Raw genomic sequence first — 20032 nt, 5'->3', positions numbered from 1 at the left:
GTCACTCGATAATTTCCACTACCTCCAGCCAGGCGTTTTTACCGCACGCCTGGCCCCCATTCAGCCAGCGGCGCAGCATATCCAGCGCCAGCATCGCCACCGACTCCTGACGCAGCCACAGGCCGTGGCGCGACGCACGATAACGCACGGTCTGGCCAATACCGCCGCGCGGCGTGTGCAGCGCAATGCTCACCTGCTCATCGCGCATGGCGCTGACCGCCAACGCCAACGGCGCACCGGTCAACTCCGCCAGCGAGCGGGCGCGGGCCAGCGTCGTTTCCAGCGTTTCGATACAGTGCGCCGGCAGCAGCTCGCCCCCCGCCAGTGGCGCGCCCTCGCTTTGCAGCTGCAGATTGATCAACCCGCCGCTGAATTGCTCGCTCAACGCCAGCTTCAGCCCTTGCTGACTCAGCCGCTGCGTTAACAACGCCGGCAACCCGACGGTGCCTTCAAAAATGCAGTTGTCCCCCGCCACTTCGCGCACGCGCCGCCATGCCTGCTCCATTTCCGCACGCCGGCTTTCCGGCCCGGTCAGCTTCAGTTCGATAATCGGGCTGGATGAGCGGTAACCCAGCACCACTTCCGGCGGCAGCGGCATGCCATCCAGTTCGGCGGCCAGATCGCTCTCGGAGGTGCCGAACGTCGTCAGGCGCAGGCACAGCGGCGGCGGCGGTAAAGTGAAGCGCTGGCGCAGGCGCGGCACGATCTGCTGTTCGACCATCACTTTGAATTCCGACGGCACGCCGGGGGTGAAGAACATCTGACATTTGTTCAGTTGCAATGCGAAACCGCAGGCGGTACCCACCGGGTTATCCAGCATTTCCGCGTTGGCCGGGATCTGCGCCTGCTTGCGATTGGAAGGGGCCATCGGCCGCCCACGCTCGGCGAAATAGGCTTCCATGCGCGCCAGCCAGTCGGCCCGTTCGACCAGCTCTACGCCACAGGCTTTCGCGGCGGCCAGCGCGCTGAGATCGTCACTGGTCGGCCCCAGGCCGCCGTTGACGATCAGCACATCGGCAATATGGCTTCGTTCCTGCAGGATCTCGATCAACGCAGAGAGGCTGTCCCCGACCGTTTCACGCCCGCTCATCGGCACCCCCTGCTGGAACAGGTAGTCCGCCAGCCAGGCGGCGTTGGTATCAATAATTTGCCCGTGCAGCACCTCATCGCCGGTGCTGAGCATCTCCACCCTTAACATTGATCTCTCCCACATTTTTTGGTCATTCCACTATAGAAGCCCGTAAATAACTTTTCACTAGCCGCCTGCGGATAATTTCAGCCATGGCTCCGTTTCTCATGTGCCATGCCGGTCCGCGAGATGTAAACATTAGTGTACGGCGCGCGTAACGTCGGTTTGACACAAATTAGGGCTTCCACTATCCTGCCATCCTCATAAATCGTTACCTATAATTTTCAAAATCTTTCGGCTGGTAGAGAAAAAACGTGAAGAATCGCACTCTTGGCAGTGTTTTTATCGTGGCGGGCACCACCATTGGCGCCGGAATGCTGGCGATGCCGCTGGCGGCAGCCGGCGTCGGTTTCGGCGTCACGCTGGCCTTACTGGTCGGGCTGTGGCTGTTGATGTGTTACACCGCGCTGTTGCTGGTGGAGGTTTACCAGCATGAGCAGGCGGATACCGGTCTGGGCACGCTCGCCAAACGTTATCTCGGCGGCGGCGGCCAGTGGCTGACCAGCTTTAGCATGATGTTCCTGATGTATGCCCTCACCGCCGCCTATATCAGCGGCGCCGGCGAATTGCTCGCCACCAGCATCAGCCAATGGACGTCGCAGGACTTCCCGGTGTCGCTCGGCGTCCTGCTGTTCACCCTGGTGGCCGGCGGCGTGGTGTGCATCGGCACCCACTCGGTCGATTTGTTCAACCGCATCCTGTTCAGCGCCAAAGTGGTGTTTCTGGTAGTGATGCTCGGCCTGATGTTGCCGAATATCCACCAGACCAATCTGATGACGTTGCCGCTGGAGCAAGGCCTGGCGCTGTCGGCCATTCCGGTGATCTTCACCTCCTTCGGCTTCCACGGCAGCGTGCCGAGCATCGTCAACTACATGGGCGGCAACATTCGCAAACTGCGTTGGGTGTTTATCATCGGCAGCGCGATCCCACTGATCGCCTATATCTTCTGGCAGCTGGCGACGTTGGGCAGCATCAGCTCCGACACCTTCGTCGGCATCCTGGCTCAGCAGGCCGGGCTAAACGGCCTGTTGCAGGCGGTGCGTGATGCAGTAGCTTCACCGCACGTTGAACTGGCGGTGCACCTGTTCGCCGATCTGGCGCTGGCGACCTCGTTCCTCGGCGTCGCGCTCGGGCTGTTCGATTTCCTGGCCGACCTGTTCAAGCGTCAAGATAACGTGCGTGGCCGCCTGCAAACCGGCGCCATCACCTTCCTGCCGCCGCTGGCCTTCGCGCTGTTCTACCCGCGCGGTTTCGTGCTGGCGCTGGGTTTCGCCGCCATCGCCCTGTCGGTGCTGGCGCTGCTGCTGCCTTCCTTGCTGGTGTGGAAAACCCGCCAAAAACATCAGGCGCAGTACCGTGTCTGGGGCGGTACGCCGGCGCTGGCGTTGGTGTTTGTCTGCGGGGTAACGGTGATCGCCATTCAACTGGGCATCGCCAGCGGCATGCTGCCGGCGGTGGGGTAACAGATTCGGGGGCCGTTTCGGCCCCCGAATCTGTTCAAGCGGGTGGATTAAGAATAGCGTCAATCTGCGCCGCAGTGAGCGACAGACCGAAAAAGTCCCGATAAAAACCTCTCGTCTCTTCCCGCATGTCAATGTCGGCAAAACGCGCCGGGTACAGCGTTTTCGCCAACCATAAAAACTGCAGCGCCTCTTCGCTGGTCTCGCGACACCACCAGAACATCCCCTTGGGATTGACCACGACCCGATGCCGCAAAACGGCATCGATGCCCTGCCATTGCGCAGACGTGCGTATCTCTTCGGCATCGCGCCTGTTCATCGCCACGATCACCTGCGGATTGGCGGCCACGATCTGCTCCAGCGCCACTTCGCCCGCCCCCTCTTTTTTCAGGCCAAACCACGTTTCCGCCACGTTAGCGGCGCCGGCCAGATCCATCCAATCCTGGTTAAGTGACGGCCGCCCTGAGGTGGTCAGCGGATTGCCCATGCTGTGATAAACGCGAATGCGCTGCCCTGGCGGCAAATCCTTCAGCCGCTCGGCGACGCGCGCCACATTACGAGAAAAATAGCGCTCGTAAGCCAACGCTTTTTCCTGCGCATCCGGCCCCAGCGCGGCCCCCGTTTTTAACACTCGTTCGCGCAGCGCCGCCATCGAATTGGCTTTAAACGCCAATACGCGCACCCCAGCCCGCTCGAGTAAATCCAATTGCGGCACTTTCATGCTGTCAGGCACAAACAGCAGCCGAGTGCCAAACGCGATGATTTGTTCCGGATTCAACGCTTGCCCACTATTCACACTCACTACCGGAACGGCGTCAATGCGCGGCAGGCTTTGGCGAAACAGCGGGATCTGTTTCGCGACATTCGAGGTGCCGACGATGTTATCGCCATAACCCAGCATCGCGATGATGGCGTTTTGCGCGGGCCACGGCGAGGCAATGCGCATTTCGCTCGCAGGCGGCGCAGCCCACAAACTGCCGTGCAACAACACGCCAACCAACAGTGCCCATGCAGACAACGATACGATCCTCATAGCGCCCTCAGAAGTCGAACGTGACAGATGCGCGCACTTCACGGCCGTTGCCGAGAAAGGCGCTCGACGAACCGCCATTGCCATCCGTGCCCGACGGGAAAATAGAGGCCCAGTAATGTTCGTTAGTGACGTTATTGACCGCCAGCCGCCAGGTCGCAGGCACAGAATGAATCCGGGTAACGTAGCGGGCCCCCAGGTCCAGCGTGGTGTAACTGTCAGCCCAGGTGCTGTTGGTGTCGTTCGCCGCTCGCTTGCCGGTATAGTGCACGTTGGCGCTATAGACCCATTGCGGCATCGACGGCAAGTTGTACTCCACCAGCATATTGGCCTGCACCTTCGGCACACCGACCACGCGTTTGTCGCGTGTGCTGTCGGAAACCGTCTCTTTCAGTTGCGGATCGAGCAGAGTGACGCCGCCAAAAAGGCTCAGCCCGTCACCCACGCGCCCAGCGGCCGTCAGCTCCAGGCCATTGTTCACCTGTTCGCCTTGCTCCTTGTACACACGGTCTTCGGCGTCAACATAAGCGAACGGCCGCTTGAGGCGGAACAACGCGGCGCCGAGGTTCATTTCCCCGACGTCGGCTTTCAGGCCAACCTCATACTGCCGGCTGCGGTAGGGTTTGAGCGTCTGCCCTTCGTTCTTCACGCCTTCCCCCAACGGGGCCGTACCGCCTTGCTCCAACGAGTCGGCATAGCTGACATAGGCCATCAGCGTCGGGGTGATTTTATACATCAACGCCGCATTCGGGCTCAAACCCTGCTGATTGTCTTCTTCGATTTTCTTGCCGTCAGCGCTGTAATTCCGCGTTTGCAACCAGCTTTCGCTTAAATACAGCATCGCCGACCACTGCGGATTGAATGTCAGCGTATCGCCGAACATCACGCTCTGCTGGCTGTTCTCGCTGGATTTATAGCGCGCGCCGTTCTTGGGGATTTTTCCGTCGCCCGGCTCATGCAGCGCCGACGGATGGTACATATTGTCGATGCCCAAATCGTAGCGTCGGCTGGCCCCCTTGCCGCTGTAGATAGACCAGACGTAGCCCGTCGTAGCGAGCGCCAACTCATGCCCCACCGAACCGGTATCGACATGGCCGTTCAGCGCCAGCGTATTGCTCAACACCCGAAATCGCCCCGAGGCGCTGGAGTCGCTCATCGACCGTTTGATATCGCCGCTGCCGTTGAGCAGAGTGCTGGATACCGAACGCATGGCGCGATCTGCCTGTTGCCACCCTATGCCGCCCGTGACTGACCAATCGTCATTGAAGTAATGAATCAGGCGCGTACTGAGGGTGTCGGTGGTTAAATCGTTGCCCGCCGTCTCGAGCGCCAGGTGTTTATTTTGCGGATTAGGGGCGGAGGGCAACGGAACATTCGGCCCATAGCTGAAGCCGCCGGGGTAGCCCTTTTGCAGGAACTCGTAATGGCTGGCGTCCAGCTGCAGCTGCGTGCCCGGCTTGATATTCCAGTCGAACGCCACGGCCAACAGCCGTCGGCGCAGGGTACTGTCGTCAACGCTGCCTTCGCCCTCTTCGTTGAGGGCATTGATGCGATAGCCAAACGTATTGTCGTCGTCGAGATGGCCGCCGAGATCGACGTGGCCGCTGAAGGCGCTGCGGCTCTGATACCCGAGCGTCACCTCGCGTAACGGTTGCGGCGTCGGGCGTTTCGCCACAAAGTTGAACTGCCCGGCCGGGCTCGCAGGGCCATACAACGCACCGGTCAAGCTGTTGAGCACGTCCAGCCGTTCCAGCATTTCAACGGGAAAGGCCGTGGTGGAGACAATGTTCAACCCATCCAGGCGGCTGTTCGCCACCACACTGCCCTGCATACCGCGGCTTTGAGGCCGCCCGACGTCCATGCCGCCGCGAGCCTGCATCTGCGTGCTCGGTGAATATTTCAGCAATTCGGCGACGCTTTTCGCCTGCTGATTTTTGATCATCGGTTGGGTCACGGTGGTGGAAGAATAAGGCGTATCGATCCACGCCCTGGTGCCCAGCGGCCCAAGTTCAATCTCCGGCGTTTTAAAACCGGCGCCGGATGCGCTTTCCGTCGCGGGGGTTAACGCGCTGCCGGTGACGGTCAACACCTCGTCACGATCGGCCTGCGCCGCAGCGGTATAAGGAAAGAGTGAGGCAAGCAGCGGCATCAGCGCCGCCAGTGGATTTCGGTAAGTCATGACGTCCATATCGTTATATAAATATTTATATTACGCATTTTACGGCATGTGCTCGCCTATGGCGATGCCGATCGTCGAGTCTTTAAATTATTTAATCTTTTGCCATTCAGAGTCCGGATGGATTTCCCGTTGATGGCGCAAATAAAAATCCCCCGGCCAATGACCGAGGGATTCGGAAAACGCGATGGGCCGCAGCCCGTCAGCCGGCCTTAGAAGCTCAGGCCGACACCGACATAAGGGCCATCGGCCAGCGTATTGTCGCGACGCCCGTCTTTGCCTTCCATCTTCATGTAACGGTAGCCCACGTCCACGCTCAGCGGACGGAACTTCCAGCGCAGGCCGCCGCTGGCTTCGTTATAGGCTTTCACGCCGCTGGTGAAAGAGTCAGGCGCAAAGTACCCTTCGCCGTGCAGGCTGAAGTAACGGTTAATTTCCCACTCCAGGCCGCCGCCCAGCGCGACCGCCCCGCCGCTCTTCCCGTCTTTCGGGCTGAGGTACAGCGCTTTGGCGCCCACGGTCGCCGTCAACGGCCCCAGCGGCACGCCGAAGTTCAGGCCCACGCTACCGACGTTGCCGTCGTGGTCGCTGCGCGCCCAGTTGCCGGTCAGGCCCAGACCTGAAGAGCCGGTGCTCATGCCGACGCCCAGGTTGGTGTAGTGTTGCCCGGCTTCGCCCGACACGCTGATGGCGTTCGCCGCGCCGGTCACAAACAGCAATCCTGCCGCGCACGCGACCCAAGTCTTTTTCATCATCTTTCCCTCTGGTTTGTCATCCGTACCGAATGATCGAATCAACGCATAATAATAACGTCCCGAGTCTATACCAAAGCGCAATGAGTATTTAAGGGATAAAAGCGAAAAAATTCTTCAATAATCAAATAAATGTAAATGTTTGCAAACAAGGCTCTATATTCGTCAAGGCGATGCCAACGATAACCGAGACCTATTTGCCGCCGCTCGGCAATAGAGCTACAACTAGTAGTGGCTTTGACCAAGGTCAGGGGAAGAAGCCCCGCCAAAGGACTATGCTGATGAACGCTTAAACCGCCCGAGTCTTTACTTAACTGCACTACGATAAGGAGCAAGTGATGAGCAAGAAAGGACTGACCACCGCAGCCGGCGCCCCGGTTGTCGATAACAATAACGTGATCACCGCAGGCAAACGCGGCCCAATGCTGTTGCAGGACGTGTGGTTCCTGGAAAAACTGGCCCACTTCGACCGTGAAGTTATCCCCGAACGCCGCATGCATGCCAAAGGATCCGGCGCCTACGGCACCTTTACCGTTACCCACGACATCACCCGCTACACGCGCGCCAAAATCTTCTCCGAGGTCGGCAAACAGACCGACATGTTTATCCGCTTCTCCACCGTCGCCGGTGAGCGCGGCGCCGCCGACGCCGAGCGCGATATTCGCGGCTTCGCCATGAAGTTCTATACCGAAGAAGGCAACTGGGATTTGGTGGGTAACGATACGCCGGTGTTTTATCTGCGCGATCCGCTGAAATTCCCCGATCTCAACCACGTGGTGAAACGCGATCCGCATACCAACCTGCGCAACCCAGTCTACAAGTGGGACTTCTTCTCCCACCTGCCGGAGTCGCTGCACCAGCTGACCATCGACTTCAGCGATCGCGGCATTCCGAAATCCTACCGTCACATGCACGGTTTCGGCAGCCACACCTTCAGCTTTATCAATGCCGCCAACGAACGTTTCTGGGTGAAATTCCACTTCCGCTGCGAACAAGGCATTGAAAACCTGATGGATGAAGAAGCGGAAGCGATCATCGCCAAGGATCGCGAAAGCTCACAGCGCGATCTGTTCGACGCGATCAAACGCGGCGACTTCCCGCGCTGGAAGCTGCAAATTCAAATCATGCCGGAACACGAAGCCTCGCAGACGCCGTATAACCCGTTCGATCTGACCAAGGTGTGGCCGCACGGCGACTACCCGCTGATCGACGTCGGCTATTTCGAGCTGAACCGCAACCCCGACAACTACTTCTCAGAAGTTGAGCAGGTGGCGATGAACCCCGCCAACGTAGTGCCGGGCATCAGTTTCTCGCCGGATAAAATGCTGCAGGGCCGCCTGTTCTCCTATGGCGATGCGCACCGCTACCGCCTGGGCGTCAACCACCACCAAATCCCGGTTAACGGCGCCAAATGCCCGTTCCACAACTACCATCGCGACGGCGCGATGCGCGTGGACGGCAACAGCGGCAACGGCGCCACCTACGAACCGAACAGCTTCGGCCTGTTCCAGGAGCAGCCGGACTTCAGCGAGCCGCCGCTGAGCATTGAGGGCGCGGCCGACCACTGGAATCATCGTGAAGACGACGATTACTACAGCCAGCCGCGCGCGCTGTTCAACCTGCTGAGCGCCGAAGAGCACCAGCGCATGTTCACCCGCATCGCCGGCGAACTGTCGCAGGTGCCGGAACACATCCAGCGCCGTCAGGTCGAGCTGTTCACCAAGGTGCACCCGGACTACGGCGCCGGCGTCGCCAAGGCGTTGGGGCTGAAATAATCCCCCTGCCATCATTCACTCAGCCGCCCTTACGGGCGGCTTTTTTATGCCTCAGAGAGACGCTGCGCCACCCACTGCTGCAACTGGCGGCGCGAAATCTTGATGCCGCCGTTTTTCAGCTCGTCAGGCAGCGGGAGCAACGCCGCCGGGCGTTGGAAATTGGCCAGCTTATCCTGCGACCAGGCAAGCAACGCCGCCAACGACAGCGAAGGATCGCCATCGATTACCGCCACCGGCCGCTGGCCGAACTCGGCGTCCGCCACCGGCACCACAAACGCCTGCGATATCTGCGGGTGCGCCGCCAGCACGCGTTCGATATCCTCCGGCTGCACCCCTTCACCGCCGCTGAAAAACAGGTTGTCCAGCCGGCCGAGAATACGCAGTTCCCCCTCGGCCATCGCGCCGCGATCGCGGGTCGCAAACCAGCCCTGTTCATCGGCCAGCGGCTGTAGATGACCATGACGCCAGTAGCCGAGTGCCAGGCTGTCGGCGCGGATCCAGACCTCTTCATCCACCAGTTTTACCTCACGGCCGCCGAGCGGCAGGCCGACGCCCGGCCGCGCATCGGCGCGCTTGGCGCAGACTGTGGAGGCCAATTCGGTCAGCCCGTAGCCGCACCAGCAGCGGATCCCCGCCGCTTCAGCCCGTTCGGTCAGCGCCACCGGGATCATCGCGCCGCCGAGCAGCACCTCTTTCAGCGTCATGCCCGTCAGCGGTTGCGCCAACAGCCGCCAGAGCTGCGTCGGCACCAGCGAGGCGTGCGTGCAGCCTACCAATGCCTCGGCCAGCGGGTGCATCTCGCGCACCGCCAATCGGGCGCCCGCTGCCAGCCAGCGCCAGACGATGCCCTGGCCGGAGACGTGAAACAGCGGCAGTGACAGCAGCCAGCAATCTTCGCGCTGAAAATCCATCAGCCGCAACACCCCGGCGGCGCTGGCCAGATGGTTGGCGTAGCTGTGTGCGGCCGCCTTCGGCATGCCGCTGGAGCCCGAGGTCAGCGTCAGCGTCGCCAGACGCTGCACATCCCACGCAGGCAGGTTCGGCCAGCGCGGCTCGGTCGAGGGCGGCGTCAATCGAATCACCTCTTCCGGCAGCGCCGGCAAAGGATCCGGGCCGAAGGCAAAGGTGATGTCCAATTCGGGCACCAGCTGCGCCAGCAGCGGCGTCGGTAAGGCGGGATTGAGCGGCAACAGGCGCGCGCCGCATTGCAGCAGCGCCAGATAGCCCAACAACAGCGGATAGCTGTTTCTGCCGCACAGCACCACACCGCAGCCCGGCTCCACGCCCTGGTGCTGAAAATCCGCCGCCAGCTCATCCACCTGCTCTTGCAACGCCAGCCAGCTCAGCGGCCGTTCGCCGAGCAGCAGCGCCGTCGCCTGCGGCTGAAGGCGCGCCCAGTGTCGCCACGGCCAATCGCTTAACGGCGCCACAGGCACTCCAGCGCCGAAACATCCAGCAGCGGCAACGCGCTGCCCGGCCAAGGCCGCAGCACCTGCGCCTGCATCAACCCCAGCGTATCCAGCCCCGGCACGGTGTCCGGCGTCAGCCAGCGGGCGATGCGCGCCAGCTGGGTCAACCCCAGGCTGGACTCGATGCTGGAACTGATCACCGCCGTCAGCCCCGCCGCGTGCGCCTGTGCCACCAGCGCCCGACAGCGCGCCAGGCTGCCGACCAGCGTCGGCTTGATCACGATGGCCGCCACGCCCGGCTCGGCCTGCACCACAAAGTCCGCCTCACGCACGCTCTCATCCCAGGCGATAGCAATGCCGGTCGCCCGGGCGAAATCGCGCGATTCATCACGGGTCTTGCAGGGCTCTTCCAAAAAGGCGATGCGATCGCGCCAAGCGGGGTTGACGTATTTGGCGAAGCCGTCGGCTTTGGCGCGGGTCCAGCTGCGGTTGGCGTCCAGCCGCAGCCGCAGATCCGGCAGCGCCTCCAGCAGCACGTTGACGATCATGCCGTCGCGCACCGCTTCATACAGCCCCACCTTCACTTTCGCGACTTTCTCGCCCGGCAAGGCGCTCAATATCTCGAACAGCTCGTCCGGATCGCCGGTGCACAGCGGCGCCTTGCGAAAATCCGCCTGCGTCGGCAAGCGCTGATCCAACTCGGCCTGCGCGCAGCTGAGCCCAAAGGCCACCGAGGGCAGCGAGCTGTCATCCGGTTCGTTGCCCGCCAACCACGCCTGCAGCCACGCCAGCGCGGCCTGTTCGGCCTGCTCCAGCGTTTCCCGGCTGAATTCCGGCAGCGGCGCGATCTCGCCCCAGCCTTCACGCTCGCCCTGACGCAGCTGCACCACCCATCCGTCACGCGTTTTCAACCGCTGATTGCGCAGCACCACGCCCGCCTCCATCGGCAGGCTGTAACGGTAAAGTGCCGCGCTGCGGTTTACCCCGCTCATTACGGGTTACGCTTGAATTTGCTGAAGTCCGGCTGGCGCTTCTCGTTAAACGCGTTACGCCCTTCCTGCCCTTCGTCGGTCATGTAGAACAGCATGGTGGCGTTGCCCGCCAGCTCCTGCAAACCGGCCTGACCGTCGCAGTCTGCGTTCAGCGCCGCCTTCAGGCAGCGCAGCGCCATCGGGCTGTTCTGCAGCATTTCGCGGCACCAGCGCACCGTCTCTTTTTCCAGATCGGCCAGCGGCACCACGGTATTAACCAGCCCCATGTCCAGCGCGGCGGCTGCGTCGTACTGGCGGCACAGGAACCAGATTTCGCGCGCCTTCTTCTGGCCAACGATGCGCGCCATGTAAGACGCGCCCCAGCCGCCGTCGAACGAGCCTACTTTCGGGCCGGTCTGGCCGAAGATGGCGTTATCCGCCGCGATGGTCAGATCGCACATCATGTGCAACACGTGGCCGCCGCCGATCGAATAGCCCGCCACCATCGCCACCACCGGTTTCGGGCAGGTGCGGATCTGGCGCTGGAAGTCCAGCACGTTGAGGTGATGCACGCCGCTGTCGTCGCGATAGCCGCCGTAGTCGCCGCGCACTTTCTGATCGCCGCCGGAGCAAAAGGCCTTATCGCCGGCGCCGGTCAGAATAATGACGCCGATGCCGTCGTCGTAACGGGCGTTGGCCAGCGCGTCGATCATCTCTTTGACCGTTTGCGGGCGAAACGCATTGCGCACCTGCGGCCGGTTAATGGTGATTTTGGCGATGCCGTCGGCGGACTTGTGATACAGAATGTCTTCGAAATCGCCGGTGCAATCCTGCCAGGCAATGGCGGCATACAGGTGTTCTTCATTCGGATAAAGCATGTTCGGTTCCTTTAACCAGGGTTAACGAGAAAGGTCTGCAGCTCGGCGACGAAATCCTGCGGATTGGCCAGATGCGCGTTATGACCGGCCTGCGGCACGATGCGCAACGGCAACCCGGCGTCGCGCGCCAGCCGTTGAAATTTGGGGTCGTTCTCACCGCACAGCACCTGCAGCGGCACAGTCAGTTGGCTCAGCTGCGGCGCCAGATAAGGCTGCCGCCCGAGCGACGTGGCTTCGAGCATGTCGGCGATCGCCGGGCCGCTGTTGACCGAGCGCGCGGCGATCAGCGCCTGACGGTGCACGTGGCTGAGTTCTTTGAATACCGGCTGCTGATACCAGTCCGCCAGGACTTCGGCGATCGGCTCACTGCGAAAACGCGCCGCCCACAGCGCATCCTGCTCGCAGCGTCGGCGGCGCTGTTCTTCGTCCTCCAGCCCCGGGTTGCCACCCTCGACGATCACCCCTTGCAGTCCGGCATGGCGGCCGTAGCAAGCGTGATACATGGCGATGCGCCCGCCAAGCGAGTAGCCCACCAGCCAATAACGTTCGATATTGCGCAGCTGCAGCGTAGCGGCGATTTGCGCGCTGATGTCGTCGAAGCCGCGGCAGGTCACCGCCACGGAGTCGCCGTGGCCGGGCAGATCGATGGCCAGCGATGGCCATTCCGGGCAGCGCGCGGCGATCACCCGCCATTCATTGTTGTTGCCGAGCAGGCCGTGCAGCCACACCAGCCACGGGCGGCCCGCTTCGCCCTGTTGCAAAATTCGCGTCGCCAGCATCATTGCACCGCCATCTGTTGCACCAGGAATTGCAGACTCTCTGCTCCTGCGCTCGGCGGCACCTGCAGTTCTATCAGCGTGGCGCCGCCGCGCCGCCAGCCTTGCTCAACCGCCTGTTGCAGCTGGCTCCAGTTTTCCGGCCGCGCGTAGCCCAGTTGGAACATCGCCGCCGCGTGGCTGAACTCGACGTTCTGCGGCATGCAGTAAAAGCGCTGACGATCTTCTTCCGGCGTCGGCAACAGCGAGAAAATTTGGCCGCCGTTGTTATTGACGACGATCAACACCGTCGGCGCCGAGCTCTGGCGCAGCAGCGCCAGCGCATTGAGGTCATACAGTGCGGAAAGGTCGCCCACCACCGCCAACGTTGGCCTGGCGGTGGCACGCTGTACGCCGGCAGCAGTGGAGATCAAGCCGTCGATACCGCTGGCGCCGCGGTTGCTGAATACCGGGTAGGCGACGGGCAATGGCGTTAACGCGTCGATCAGTCGCACCACCAGGCTGTTGCCGAGAAACAGCTGGCCGTTCTCCGGCAGCAGTTCCGGCAGACGGTGCGCCAGCTGCGCTTCGCCAAAGTTATCGTGCAGATGCGTGGATGCCGCCGTCAGCGCCTTATCCGCCAACGCCGCCAGCCCGGCGGCCCACGGCGCGCGCGGCTGCGCCGGGTGCTGCGCCAACCACTGCGCCACGCTAGCGCGCAGGCGCCGCCCCCGGTGCTGGGCCGGATCGAGCCGCCCCGGCAGCTCGTCGATGACCCAATACTCTTCCGGCCGGCACTGTGCCTGCCACTGCAGCAGGCGCTTGCCGGTCAGGCTGCCGCCGAACTGCACCACCAGTTGCGCATCTTGCAGTACGCGCTGCGCCTGCGGATGCGCGAGCCACAAATCGGCGCAGGGCAGCGGTTGCCCGGTCTGCGACAGCACGTCGCCAATCAGCGGCCAGCCCAGCATTGCGGCCCATTCAGCCACCTGTGCGCCCTCTTGCGCGCTCATGCGCCCGGCCAGCACCACGCCGCGCTTTTGCCGCCAGAAGAACCAGTCCGGCTGCGGCACTGGCGCCGCATGCGTCTCGCTTTCCTGCAGCCACGGACGATCGCTCTGCCACCAGTCGCCCAGCGCGGCGGACCAATCGGCATAGTGACGTTCGTCGCCGCCATACAGCGGTTCGGCGAACGGGCAGTTGATATGCAAAGCGCCGTGCTGCAGGCGCGCCATCGCGCTGTCGACGCTGGAGGCCAGCCACGCGGCCGGAATATCCGGCGTAGGACGCGGCAGATCGATCGCCAGCGTCGGGTGGCTGCTGTAGAGGCCGTTTTGACGGATCGCCTGATTGGCGCCGCAGTCGATCAGTTCCGGCGGCCGATCGGCGGTGAGAAACACCAGCCGCTCACCGGTCAGGCCGGCTTCGATCAACGCGGGATAAAGGTTCGCCGCCGCGGTGCCGGACGTGACGATCACCGCCACCGGCTCACGCGCCGCCTTCGCCAGCCCGAGTGCCAGATGGCCGAGCCCGCGCTCATCAAAATGGGTATGGCAGATAAACGATCGGTTGGCCGCGGCGGCCAGCGTCAGCGGCGTGGAGCGCGATCCCGGAGCGATACAAACATGCCGCACCCCATGGCGGGCCAGCGCCTCGAGCAGCACAGCCGCCCACCGGCGATTAAAAACACTTGTCGACATAGTTCGCTCACAAGTCAGTTAGCAGAGATCGTCCCCGACGCAGCCGACGGACGCCGCGCCTGTAGTTACGCTCTGTATTATATGAGGTGTTATTTTCACGGCTTTTGCGCCAGCGCAAGAACGCCGTATATCCCTGGGTGTTTACACCAGATAATTATTTGATTTATAACAAAAAATAAACAATAAACACACAAATACTTTACACTTGCGGCGGCGCCGGCTCAATCCGCCCATATAAAAACAAGGGAAATAGAGGCGCTCCGACGACGGCTAGCGGGAAGTATAGGCGGGATAAGGAAAAGCCAGCGGGGAAACAGCGAGAGGAACAACACAGTCTGCAGAAAAGCACGAGGCGGCCTGCGCCGCCCCGATGCCGTGATTTACTTGCGGGCCAGCAGCAGCCCCAGCACCAACCCGACGGTGGCGCCGATGCCTACGCTGTGCCAGGGTTTATCCCGCACGTAGTCGTCGGTGCGGTGCACCGCGTCTTTGGCGCGCGCGTAGTAGGATTCACCAGTGTTCGCCCAGCGCGCCTTGACCTCACTCAGCGCCTGCTCGGCGTGCGACTTGATGTCGACGTAAGCCTGATCTGCGCGGTCGCCGGTGTATTGCAGCACTTCTTCCAGCGTCTCGGTCAGCATTCTCAGATCGTCATCCAGGGTAGTTTGCTCAGCATCCGTATGTCTTGCCATCGTGAGATCTCCGTGGTTGAAAAATTAAGCGTTCCTACACTATAGACAAGGATCGCCGCCTGCGGCCATCGGACTTTTACCCTAAAACACCAATTGCACCTTGGCGGCCTGGCGCTTATCGCCGGCAAACTCCAGCGCCTGCGCCAGCTGCCCGCTGGCGAACTCCGCCGACAGCAACGGCAGCGGATCGACCACGCCGTCGGCCAGCCACGCCACCGCCAGCGCAAACTCCGCCACGAAGCGGAAGGATCCGAGCAGGTTCAACTCCTTGGCGATCAACAACATCAGCGGGAAATCGGGGAAGCTGCCGCCCATGCCCACCTGCACCACGGTGCCTTTGGCGCGGGTGATCTCCAGGCAGCGCTGCAGCGACTGCGGGTGCCCCGCCACTTCGAAGGCGACGTCGAAATACCCCTTGTCCTGCTGATAATCGCTAACATCGTCGTCCGCGGCATACAGGCACCGACCGGCCCCCATTTGCCTGGCGATCGCCAGGCAGCGCGGGCTGAGATCGGCACAGACAATCTCGGCGGCGCCCAGCGCTTTCAGCGCCGCCACCAGCAGGCAGCCGATCGGGCCAACGCCGGACACGAAGACCTTTTTTCCCGTCACGTCGCCGGGCTGTTTCGCTGCGTGTATCGCCACCGCCAGCGGTTCGGCGAACACCATCACCCTGTCGTCGCGATCGGCGCCGTAAGGGACACACTGCGCGCTATCCACCACTTTGTATTGGGTAAAAGCGCCGTCAACGTGCGGAAAATACATCGCGCTGCCGAAAAAACGCATCTCGACGCATTGATTGCTTTGCTGCGCCAGACAGTATTTGCACTGCCCGCAGGGTTTGCTGGGATTGAGCGCCACCTTCTGCCCGACCGGCAGCCGCGGTGAATCGCTGGCGACCACCTCGCCGATCACCTCATGGCCCAGCACCATCGGCTGACGCACCTGAAAATTGCCGACCTTGCCTTCCTGAAAGTAATGCAGATCCGAGCCGCAGATACCGCCACGGCTGATTTTCACCAGCGTTCCCTGCCCCCGGTAATCCACTTTTTGCGCGATCACCGCCACGTCTCGTTTGCCATTGACCACGCAGGACTGGGTTTGAATTTTCATCTCAAGACTCCACGAAAAAAGGTTACACCGCCGCCGACATGCCGCCATCGACAAACAGCAGCTGCCCGTTGACGAAGGCGGAGGCGTCGGCGGCCAGGAACACCGCCGCGCCGATCAGCTCCTGCGGATCGCCCCAGCGCGCGGCGGGTGTGCGTTGTGTCAGCCAGGCGGTGAAGGCCGGATCGTCGGCCAGCGCCTGCGTCATCTCGGTTTTGAAATAGCCGGGGGCAATGCCGTTGACCTGAATGTTGTAGCGTGCCAGCTCCACGCACATGCCGCGCGTCAGCATTTTCACCGCCCCTTTGGACGCCGCATAAGGGGTGATGGTGTCCCGCCCCAGCTCGCTTTGCATCGAGCCGATGTTGACTATCTTGCCGCGCCGGCGCGGCACCATGTAACGCGCCACGGTTTGCGACACAATGAAGACCGCCTTCTGGTTGACGGCGATGATGTCGTCCCAGTCTTGCTCCGGAAACTCGGTGAACGGGTGGCGGCGCTGGATGCCGGCGTTGTTGATCAAGACGTCAATCGCACCGATATCCGCTTCGATACGGTCGATGGCGGCATGCACCGCCTGGGAATCGGTGACGTCGAACGCCGCCGCATCGGCACGCAGGCCCTCTTCGCGCAGGCGCTCGGCGGCGTGCCGGGCATGTTCTTCGGTGGTGGCGTTGACCAGAATATGTGCGCCTTGCTGCGCCAGGCCGCGTGCCAGCAGAAAACCGATGCCGCGCGAGGCGCCGGTGATCAAGACGATTTTATTATCCAGTGAAAACAGATTGTTCATGGTGATTCCCGGCCATCAGGCCTCCAATCGGACAGGCCTCTATCTCAGCCGATTGTTACCGGTAAAAACGTGATGGAAATCACTGAAAATCATGTTACGAAACCCTGTTACCCTTAACGTGATCTCACGCAGGCAGCACGCGGGTAAAAATCAGCTATCCGATTGAAAAATGGCTATTTTCAATAGAGGTGCATTCATTGTTATCGCCAAATCGATTTGTTAACATACCGCTATCCGCCCTTGCCGCGCCGCCCGTGAAGGCCACCGAATGAAACACCCCCGCGTTACGCTACAGGACATCGCACAATTGGCCGGCGTGACCAAAATGACCGTCAGCCGCTTCCTGCGCACGCCGGAAAAAGTGGCGGCCGGCACCGCCGAACGCATTGCGCAGGTCATGCGGGAGCTGAACGTCACCGGCGCCGATGCCGCACAGGCCGGCAGAAAACCGCGTCTCGGCGTGCTGGTCCCCTCCTTCAACAACCAGATCTTCGCCGATCTGCTGGCCGGCATCGAATCCGTTACCCAAGCGCGGGGTTACCAAACGCTGGTGATGAACTACGATTACAGCCCACAACGGGAAGAAGAGCAGATCGCACAGCTGTTGAGCTACCCGATCGCCGGGCTGATCCTCACCGATTCTGCGCATACCTTGCGCGCAGAGACCTACCTCGGCGCCGCCAAAATCCCCCTCGCGCAGGTGATGGATCTCGACGCGCCGCCGGGGCGGATTGCGGTGGGGTTCGATAATGAACAGGCGGGATATGACATGACCGAAGCGCTGCTCGCCAGCGGCAAACGGCATATCGTTTACTTTGGCGCCATGTCGGACGCCCGCGACAATAAACGCTATCGGGGGTACTGCCGCGCCATGGCGGCTCAGGGGCAAACGCCGCGTCAGATCGCGCCGCATCGGGTCTCTTCGGTTTCGATCGGCGCCGACATGCTGGCGATGGCGCGCGAACGCTACCCGCAGCTCGACGGTATCCTGTGCACCAACGACGATCTGGCGGTGGGCGTGTTGCAGGCCTGCCTGCGTCTCGGCGTGCGCGTGCCGCAGGAGGTTGCGTTATCGGGATTTCACGGCCTGGATATTGGCCAGGCGACCACGCCGAGCATCGCCAGCGTGATCACGCCGCGCTTTGACATGGGGAAAACCGCCGCCGAAATGCTGCTGTTGCGGATCGCGGGCGAACCTTGCGCCGAGCGCCACGATCTGCATTACCGCCTCTCACTCGGCGGCACCGTTTGAGCCGGCATTCGGGCCCATCGGCGGCGTAGCGCGGGCTTTTTCGCTGCGCGCCGCCCACCATAGACCGCTGTTTTTCATCGTATAGCCGAACAGCAGGCCCACCAGCAGGGAAAGCGTCACCAGCGGCCAATCGCCGCCGCCGGCGAAGGTCGCACAGGCGCCGATAAAGGTGCCGGGCACAAACCCCAGCCACCGTTGTTTAGCCTGAATGCACATCAGGAACGCCACGATGCCGGTCAGCAGATACCCCAGCAGATTCCACTGCGGCGCCAGTTCGCTGCCGTGGATGATCGCCATTGCCCAGAAGACGCCGCTGCAGCAGGTCAACGCGCCGATCAGCAGCCCTTTCAGCCCGCCCTGCGGGCAGGCGAAATACGCCGTGCAGCCGAGAAAACCGGCCCAACCGATCAGCCCCAGGCTGACGGCAACCCAGCCCCAAACGCCGGAGAGGATCCCGGTAGTAACGGCAATGGCGAAAAGAACGTTCATAAAGTGACCCGCGGCAAAAAGAAAGCGCGCAGTTTACCCGAAAGGCGGTCATTTCATGTGATTAAAATCACAATATAAATGCAATTAAAGAATAATTAATTAAATAAAAGAGACTTCAATCACAAAATCATTAACGTGGGAACCCTACACGAGCCGTCTTCCATGCCAACAACAGGCACACCACGGTGCTGCCCAGGAACAGCAAATGGGTTGCCTGACGCAGATCGACGCGATCGACCACCACGCCCAGCACGATAGGCACCCAGTTGGCGATATAAGCGATAACGTAAAACAGCGAAAGCAAACGCGCATGGCTGGCCGGCGGTGAAATCAGGTTTACCAGGGTCGCGCTGCCGACGAAAATGGCGCCGTAAGCATAGCCGGCCACCACCAGCCCCACAGCCGCCAGCCACAGTGAATGCCATTGGATCGCTGTGGCGAATACCACCGCCGCCAGCACCTGCGCCAGGCAACCGAACAACAGCGAATGGCGGGCGTTAAGGCGGCGGCTAAGGATCTGGCTGATACCGGCGATCAACAGATACACCGCAATCGCATAGCCAAAGACGCCACGAGCGTGCAGGCCTAACAGCGTTTCCGCCACGCTGGGACCGATAGCCAAAATGCTGGCGGCCAGGGCCCAACAGATAAATAAAGCCCCTGCACACACAAAGAATTTACCGCCGGTGGTGCGCAAGCCATCGAGCAGCGAGCTTTTTTCTGTCTCGACCGACGCAACATGGCTCGGCGCCGTAACCACGCCACGCGGCCACGAGAACATCACGCCCAACGCACCCACGGCGGCAATGACCATGATGAAAACGAATGGCAGCGTCGTGGGATGGAAGCCGGTCTGCAAGGCGATGCCGCTGAAGATCGGGCCCAGCGCCAACCCTGTGGTAAAGGACAGCGTCGCGATCAACGCCGCATTTTTGCCGCCTTCCCGCGGCCCATACCGCACCAACGCAATGTTCGCCGCACCGGTCAGCGCCCCGGTACCTACCCCGGCCAGCAGCCGCGCCATGAGCATCATGACAAAGGTATCGGCCCGCGCGAACAGCAGCGCACCGCTCAACACCACCAGCAATGCCGGCACGATCATGCTGCGCAAATCCTTCACTTTGCCGACCAGATTACCGACGCCGAACAAAGAGATCAGCACGCCGGCGGCGTAGGCGCCGTAAACGACGGTCAGGCTGACGGAGCTCAGCGCAAACTGCTGCTGATACAGCGGATAAAGCGGCGTCGGCGCGCTGCTGTTCAGCAATGCCGACATCAAAGCCAGCGCCAGGAACCATAAAATGGCCCTGTGCGACGCCTGAGCATTTTGCGGCGCCGCGATCTGGCTGCCGGTATTTTCTGACATGTTTCAACTCCCAAAGTCGGCAGACGGTAGCCTGCCATCGACATCTTTCCTCACCCGGCGGACCGGGAACGGCGCTTATCATAGCGTTACGGCGACGAGCGAAGTATCGTCAAGAATGAATCACCCTGATGCATTCTTGCATCACCGGAGAAATAACCGCCGATGGCTAGGTCGTTAACCGTCTTTCTCTCCCCCCAGGCTGAACAACGCTTTATGATAGAAGCCGTTATTGTTCGCC

General features: G+C 61.7%; 17 protein-coding genes. 3 read left to right on the top strand and 14 right to left on the bottom strand.

The annotated features are described in order from the left end of the window. Position 1: 1 nt before the first annotated feature. Complete coding sequence (locus tag FHU12_RS04290; RefSeq protein WP_141967616.1) at positions 2 to 1198, bottom strand: nicotinamide mononucleotide deamidase-related protein YfaY; 1197 nt, start codon at positions 1196 to 1198, stop codon at positions 2 to 4. Positions 1199 to 1443: 245 nt separating this feature from the next. Between FHU12_RS04290 and tyrP the strand changes: the two genes are divergently transcribed. Continuing rightward, entirely contained in the window at positions 1444 to 2652 is a 1209-nt protein-coding gene (tyrP, locus tag FHU12_RS04285) for a tyrosine transporter TyrP (protein ID WP_004935940.1), read from the top strand. Positions 2653 to 2686: 34 nt separating this feature from the next. Here tyrP and FHU12_RS04280 read toward each other — a convergent pair whose 3' ends face one another. From FHU12_RS04280 to FHU12_RS04270, 3 genes are all read right to left on the bottom strand, one after another. Continuing rightward, entirely contained in the window at positions 2687 to 3682 is a 996-nt protein-coding gene (locus tag FHU12_RS04280; protein WP_141967614.1) for an ABC transporter substrate-binding protein, read from the bottom strand. 7 nt (positions 3683 to 3689) lie between these two features. Then, entirely contained in the window at positions 3690 to 5867 is a 2178-nt protein-coding gene (locus FHU12_RS04275) for a TonB-dependent receptor (protein ID WP_141967612.1), read from the bottom strand. Positions 5868 to 6067: 200 nt separating this feature from the next. Then, positions 6068 to 6607, bottom strand: a complete 540-nt coding sequence (locus tag FHU12_RS04270; protein ID WP_141967611.1) for a YfaZ family outer membrane protein — start codon at positions 6605 to 6607, stop codon at positions 6068 to 6070. Between the two features lie 338 nt (positions 6608 to 6945). Here FHU12_RS04270 and katA point away from each other — a divergent pair, with 338 nt between their 5' ends. Continuing rightward, on the top strand, positions 6946 to 8382 hold the full coding sequence (gene katA / locus FHU12_RS04265) for a catalase KatA (protein WP_060420075.1): 1437 nt from the start codon (positions 6946 to 6948) through the stop codon (positions 8380 to 8382). A gap of 44 nt (positions 8383 to 8426) precedes the next feature. Here katA and menE read toward each other — a convergent pair whose 3' ends face one another. From menE to idnO, 8 genes are all read right to left on the bottom strand, one after another. Then, the gene (gene menE / locus FHU12_RS04260; protein ID WP_141967609.1) at positions 8427 to 9812 is read right to left on the bottom strand and encodes an o-succinylbenzoate--CoA ligase; all 1386 of its coding nucleotides are present in this window, start codon (positions 9810 to 9812) and stop codon (positions 8427 to 8429) included. Then, positions 9800 to 10783 (bottom strand): o-succinylbenzoate synthase, encoded by a 984-nt coding sequence (gene menC / locus FHU12_RS04255; protein WP_141967607.1) that lies wholly within the window; start codon positions 10781 to 10783, stop codon positions 9800 to 9802. The genes menE and menC overlap by 13 nt, the downstream gene beginning before the upstream one ends. After that, the gene (gene menB / locus FHU12_RS04250) at positions 10783 to 11640 is read right to left on the bottom strand and encodes a 1,4-dihydroxy-2-naphthoyl-CoA synthase (protein WP_033639797.1); all 858 of its coding nucleotides are present in this window, start codon (positions 11638 to 11640) and stop codon (positions 10783 to 10785) included. The genes menC and menB overlap by 1 nt, the downstream gene beginning before the upstream one ends. Before the next feature lie 11 nt (positions 11641 to 11651). After that, entirely contained in the window at positions 11652 to 12422 is a 771-nt protein-coding gene (gene menH / locus FHU12_RS04245) for a 2-succinyl-6-hydroxy-2,4-cyclohexadiene-1-carboxylate synthase (RefSeq protein ID WP_141967605.1), read from the bottom strand. After that, positions 12419 to 14095, bottom strand: coding sequence for a 2-succinyl-5-enolpyruvyl-6-hydroxy-3-cyclohexene-1-carboxylic-acid synthase (menD, locus tag FHU12_RS04240; protein ID WP_141967603.1), 1677 nt, complete (start codon positions 14093 to 14095; stop codon positions 12419 to 12421). The genes menH and menD overlap by 4 nt, the downstream gene beginning before the upstream one ends. Positions 14096 to 14475: 380 nt before the next feature. Then, positions 14476 to 14787 (bottom strand): stress response protein ElaB, encoded by a 312-nt coding sequence (gene elaB / locus FHU12_RS04235; RefSeq protein ID WP_141967601.1) that lies wholly within the window; start codon positions 14785 to 14787, stop codon positions 14476 to 14478. 81 nt (positions 14788 to 14868) lie between these two features. After that, entirely contained in the window at positions 14869 to 15900 is a 1032-nt protein-coding gene (gene idnD, locus FHU12_RS04230) for an L-idonate 5-dehydrogenase (RefSeq protein WP_141967599.1), read from the bottom strand. Positions 15901 to 15922: 22 nt separating this feature from the next. Continuing rightward, the gene (idnO, locus tag FHU12_RS04225; RefSeq protein WP_033635314.1) at positions 15923 to 16687 is read right to left on the bottom strand and encodes a gluconate 5-dehydrogenase; all 765 of its coding nucleotides are present in this window, start codon (positions 16685 to 16687) and stop codon (positions 15923 to 15925) included. Between the two features lie 268 nt (positions 16688 to 16955). Between idnO and FHU12_RS04220 the strand changes: the two genes are divergently transcribed. Continuing rightward, positions 16956 to 17939, top strand: coding sequence for a LacI family DNA-binding transcriptional regulator (locus tag FHU12_RS04220; protein ID WP_141967597.1), 984 nt, complete (start codon positions 16956 to 16958; stop codon positions 17937 to 17939). Here FHU12_RS04220 and FHU12_RS04215 read toward each other — a convergent pair. Both FHU12_RS04215 and FHU12_RS04210 read right to left on the bottom strand, forming a co-directional pair. Further along, the gene (locus FHU12_RS04215; RefSeq protein WP_141967595.1) at positions 17919 to 18428 is read right to left on the bottom strand and encodes a DUF1097 domain-containing protein; all 510 of its coding nucleotides are present in this window, start codon (positions 18426 to 18428) and stop codon (positions 17919 to 17921) included. The two genes, FHU12_RS04220 and FHU12_RS04215, sit on opposite strands and share 21 nt — an antisense overlap. A 130-nt stretch (positions 18429 to 18558) precedes the next feature. Further along, complete coding sequence (locus FHU12_RS04210) at positions 18559 to 19794, bottom strand: MFS transporter (RefSeq protein ID WP_141967593.1); 1236 nt, start codon at positions 19792 to 19794, stop codon at positions 18559 to 18561. Positions 19795 to 20032: the final 238 nt, after the last annotated feature.

Source organism: Serratia marcescens, from assembly GCF_006715005.1.
In the GTDB taxonomy this organism is placed as follows: Bacteria; Pseudomonadota; Gammaproteobacteria; order Enterobacterales; family Enterobacteriaceae; genus Serratia; species Serratia montpellierensis.
Note: the sequence above shows the minus strand (reverse complement) of the source record. Positions and strands in the feature narration are given on the sequence as shown.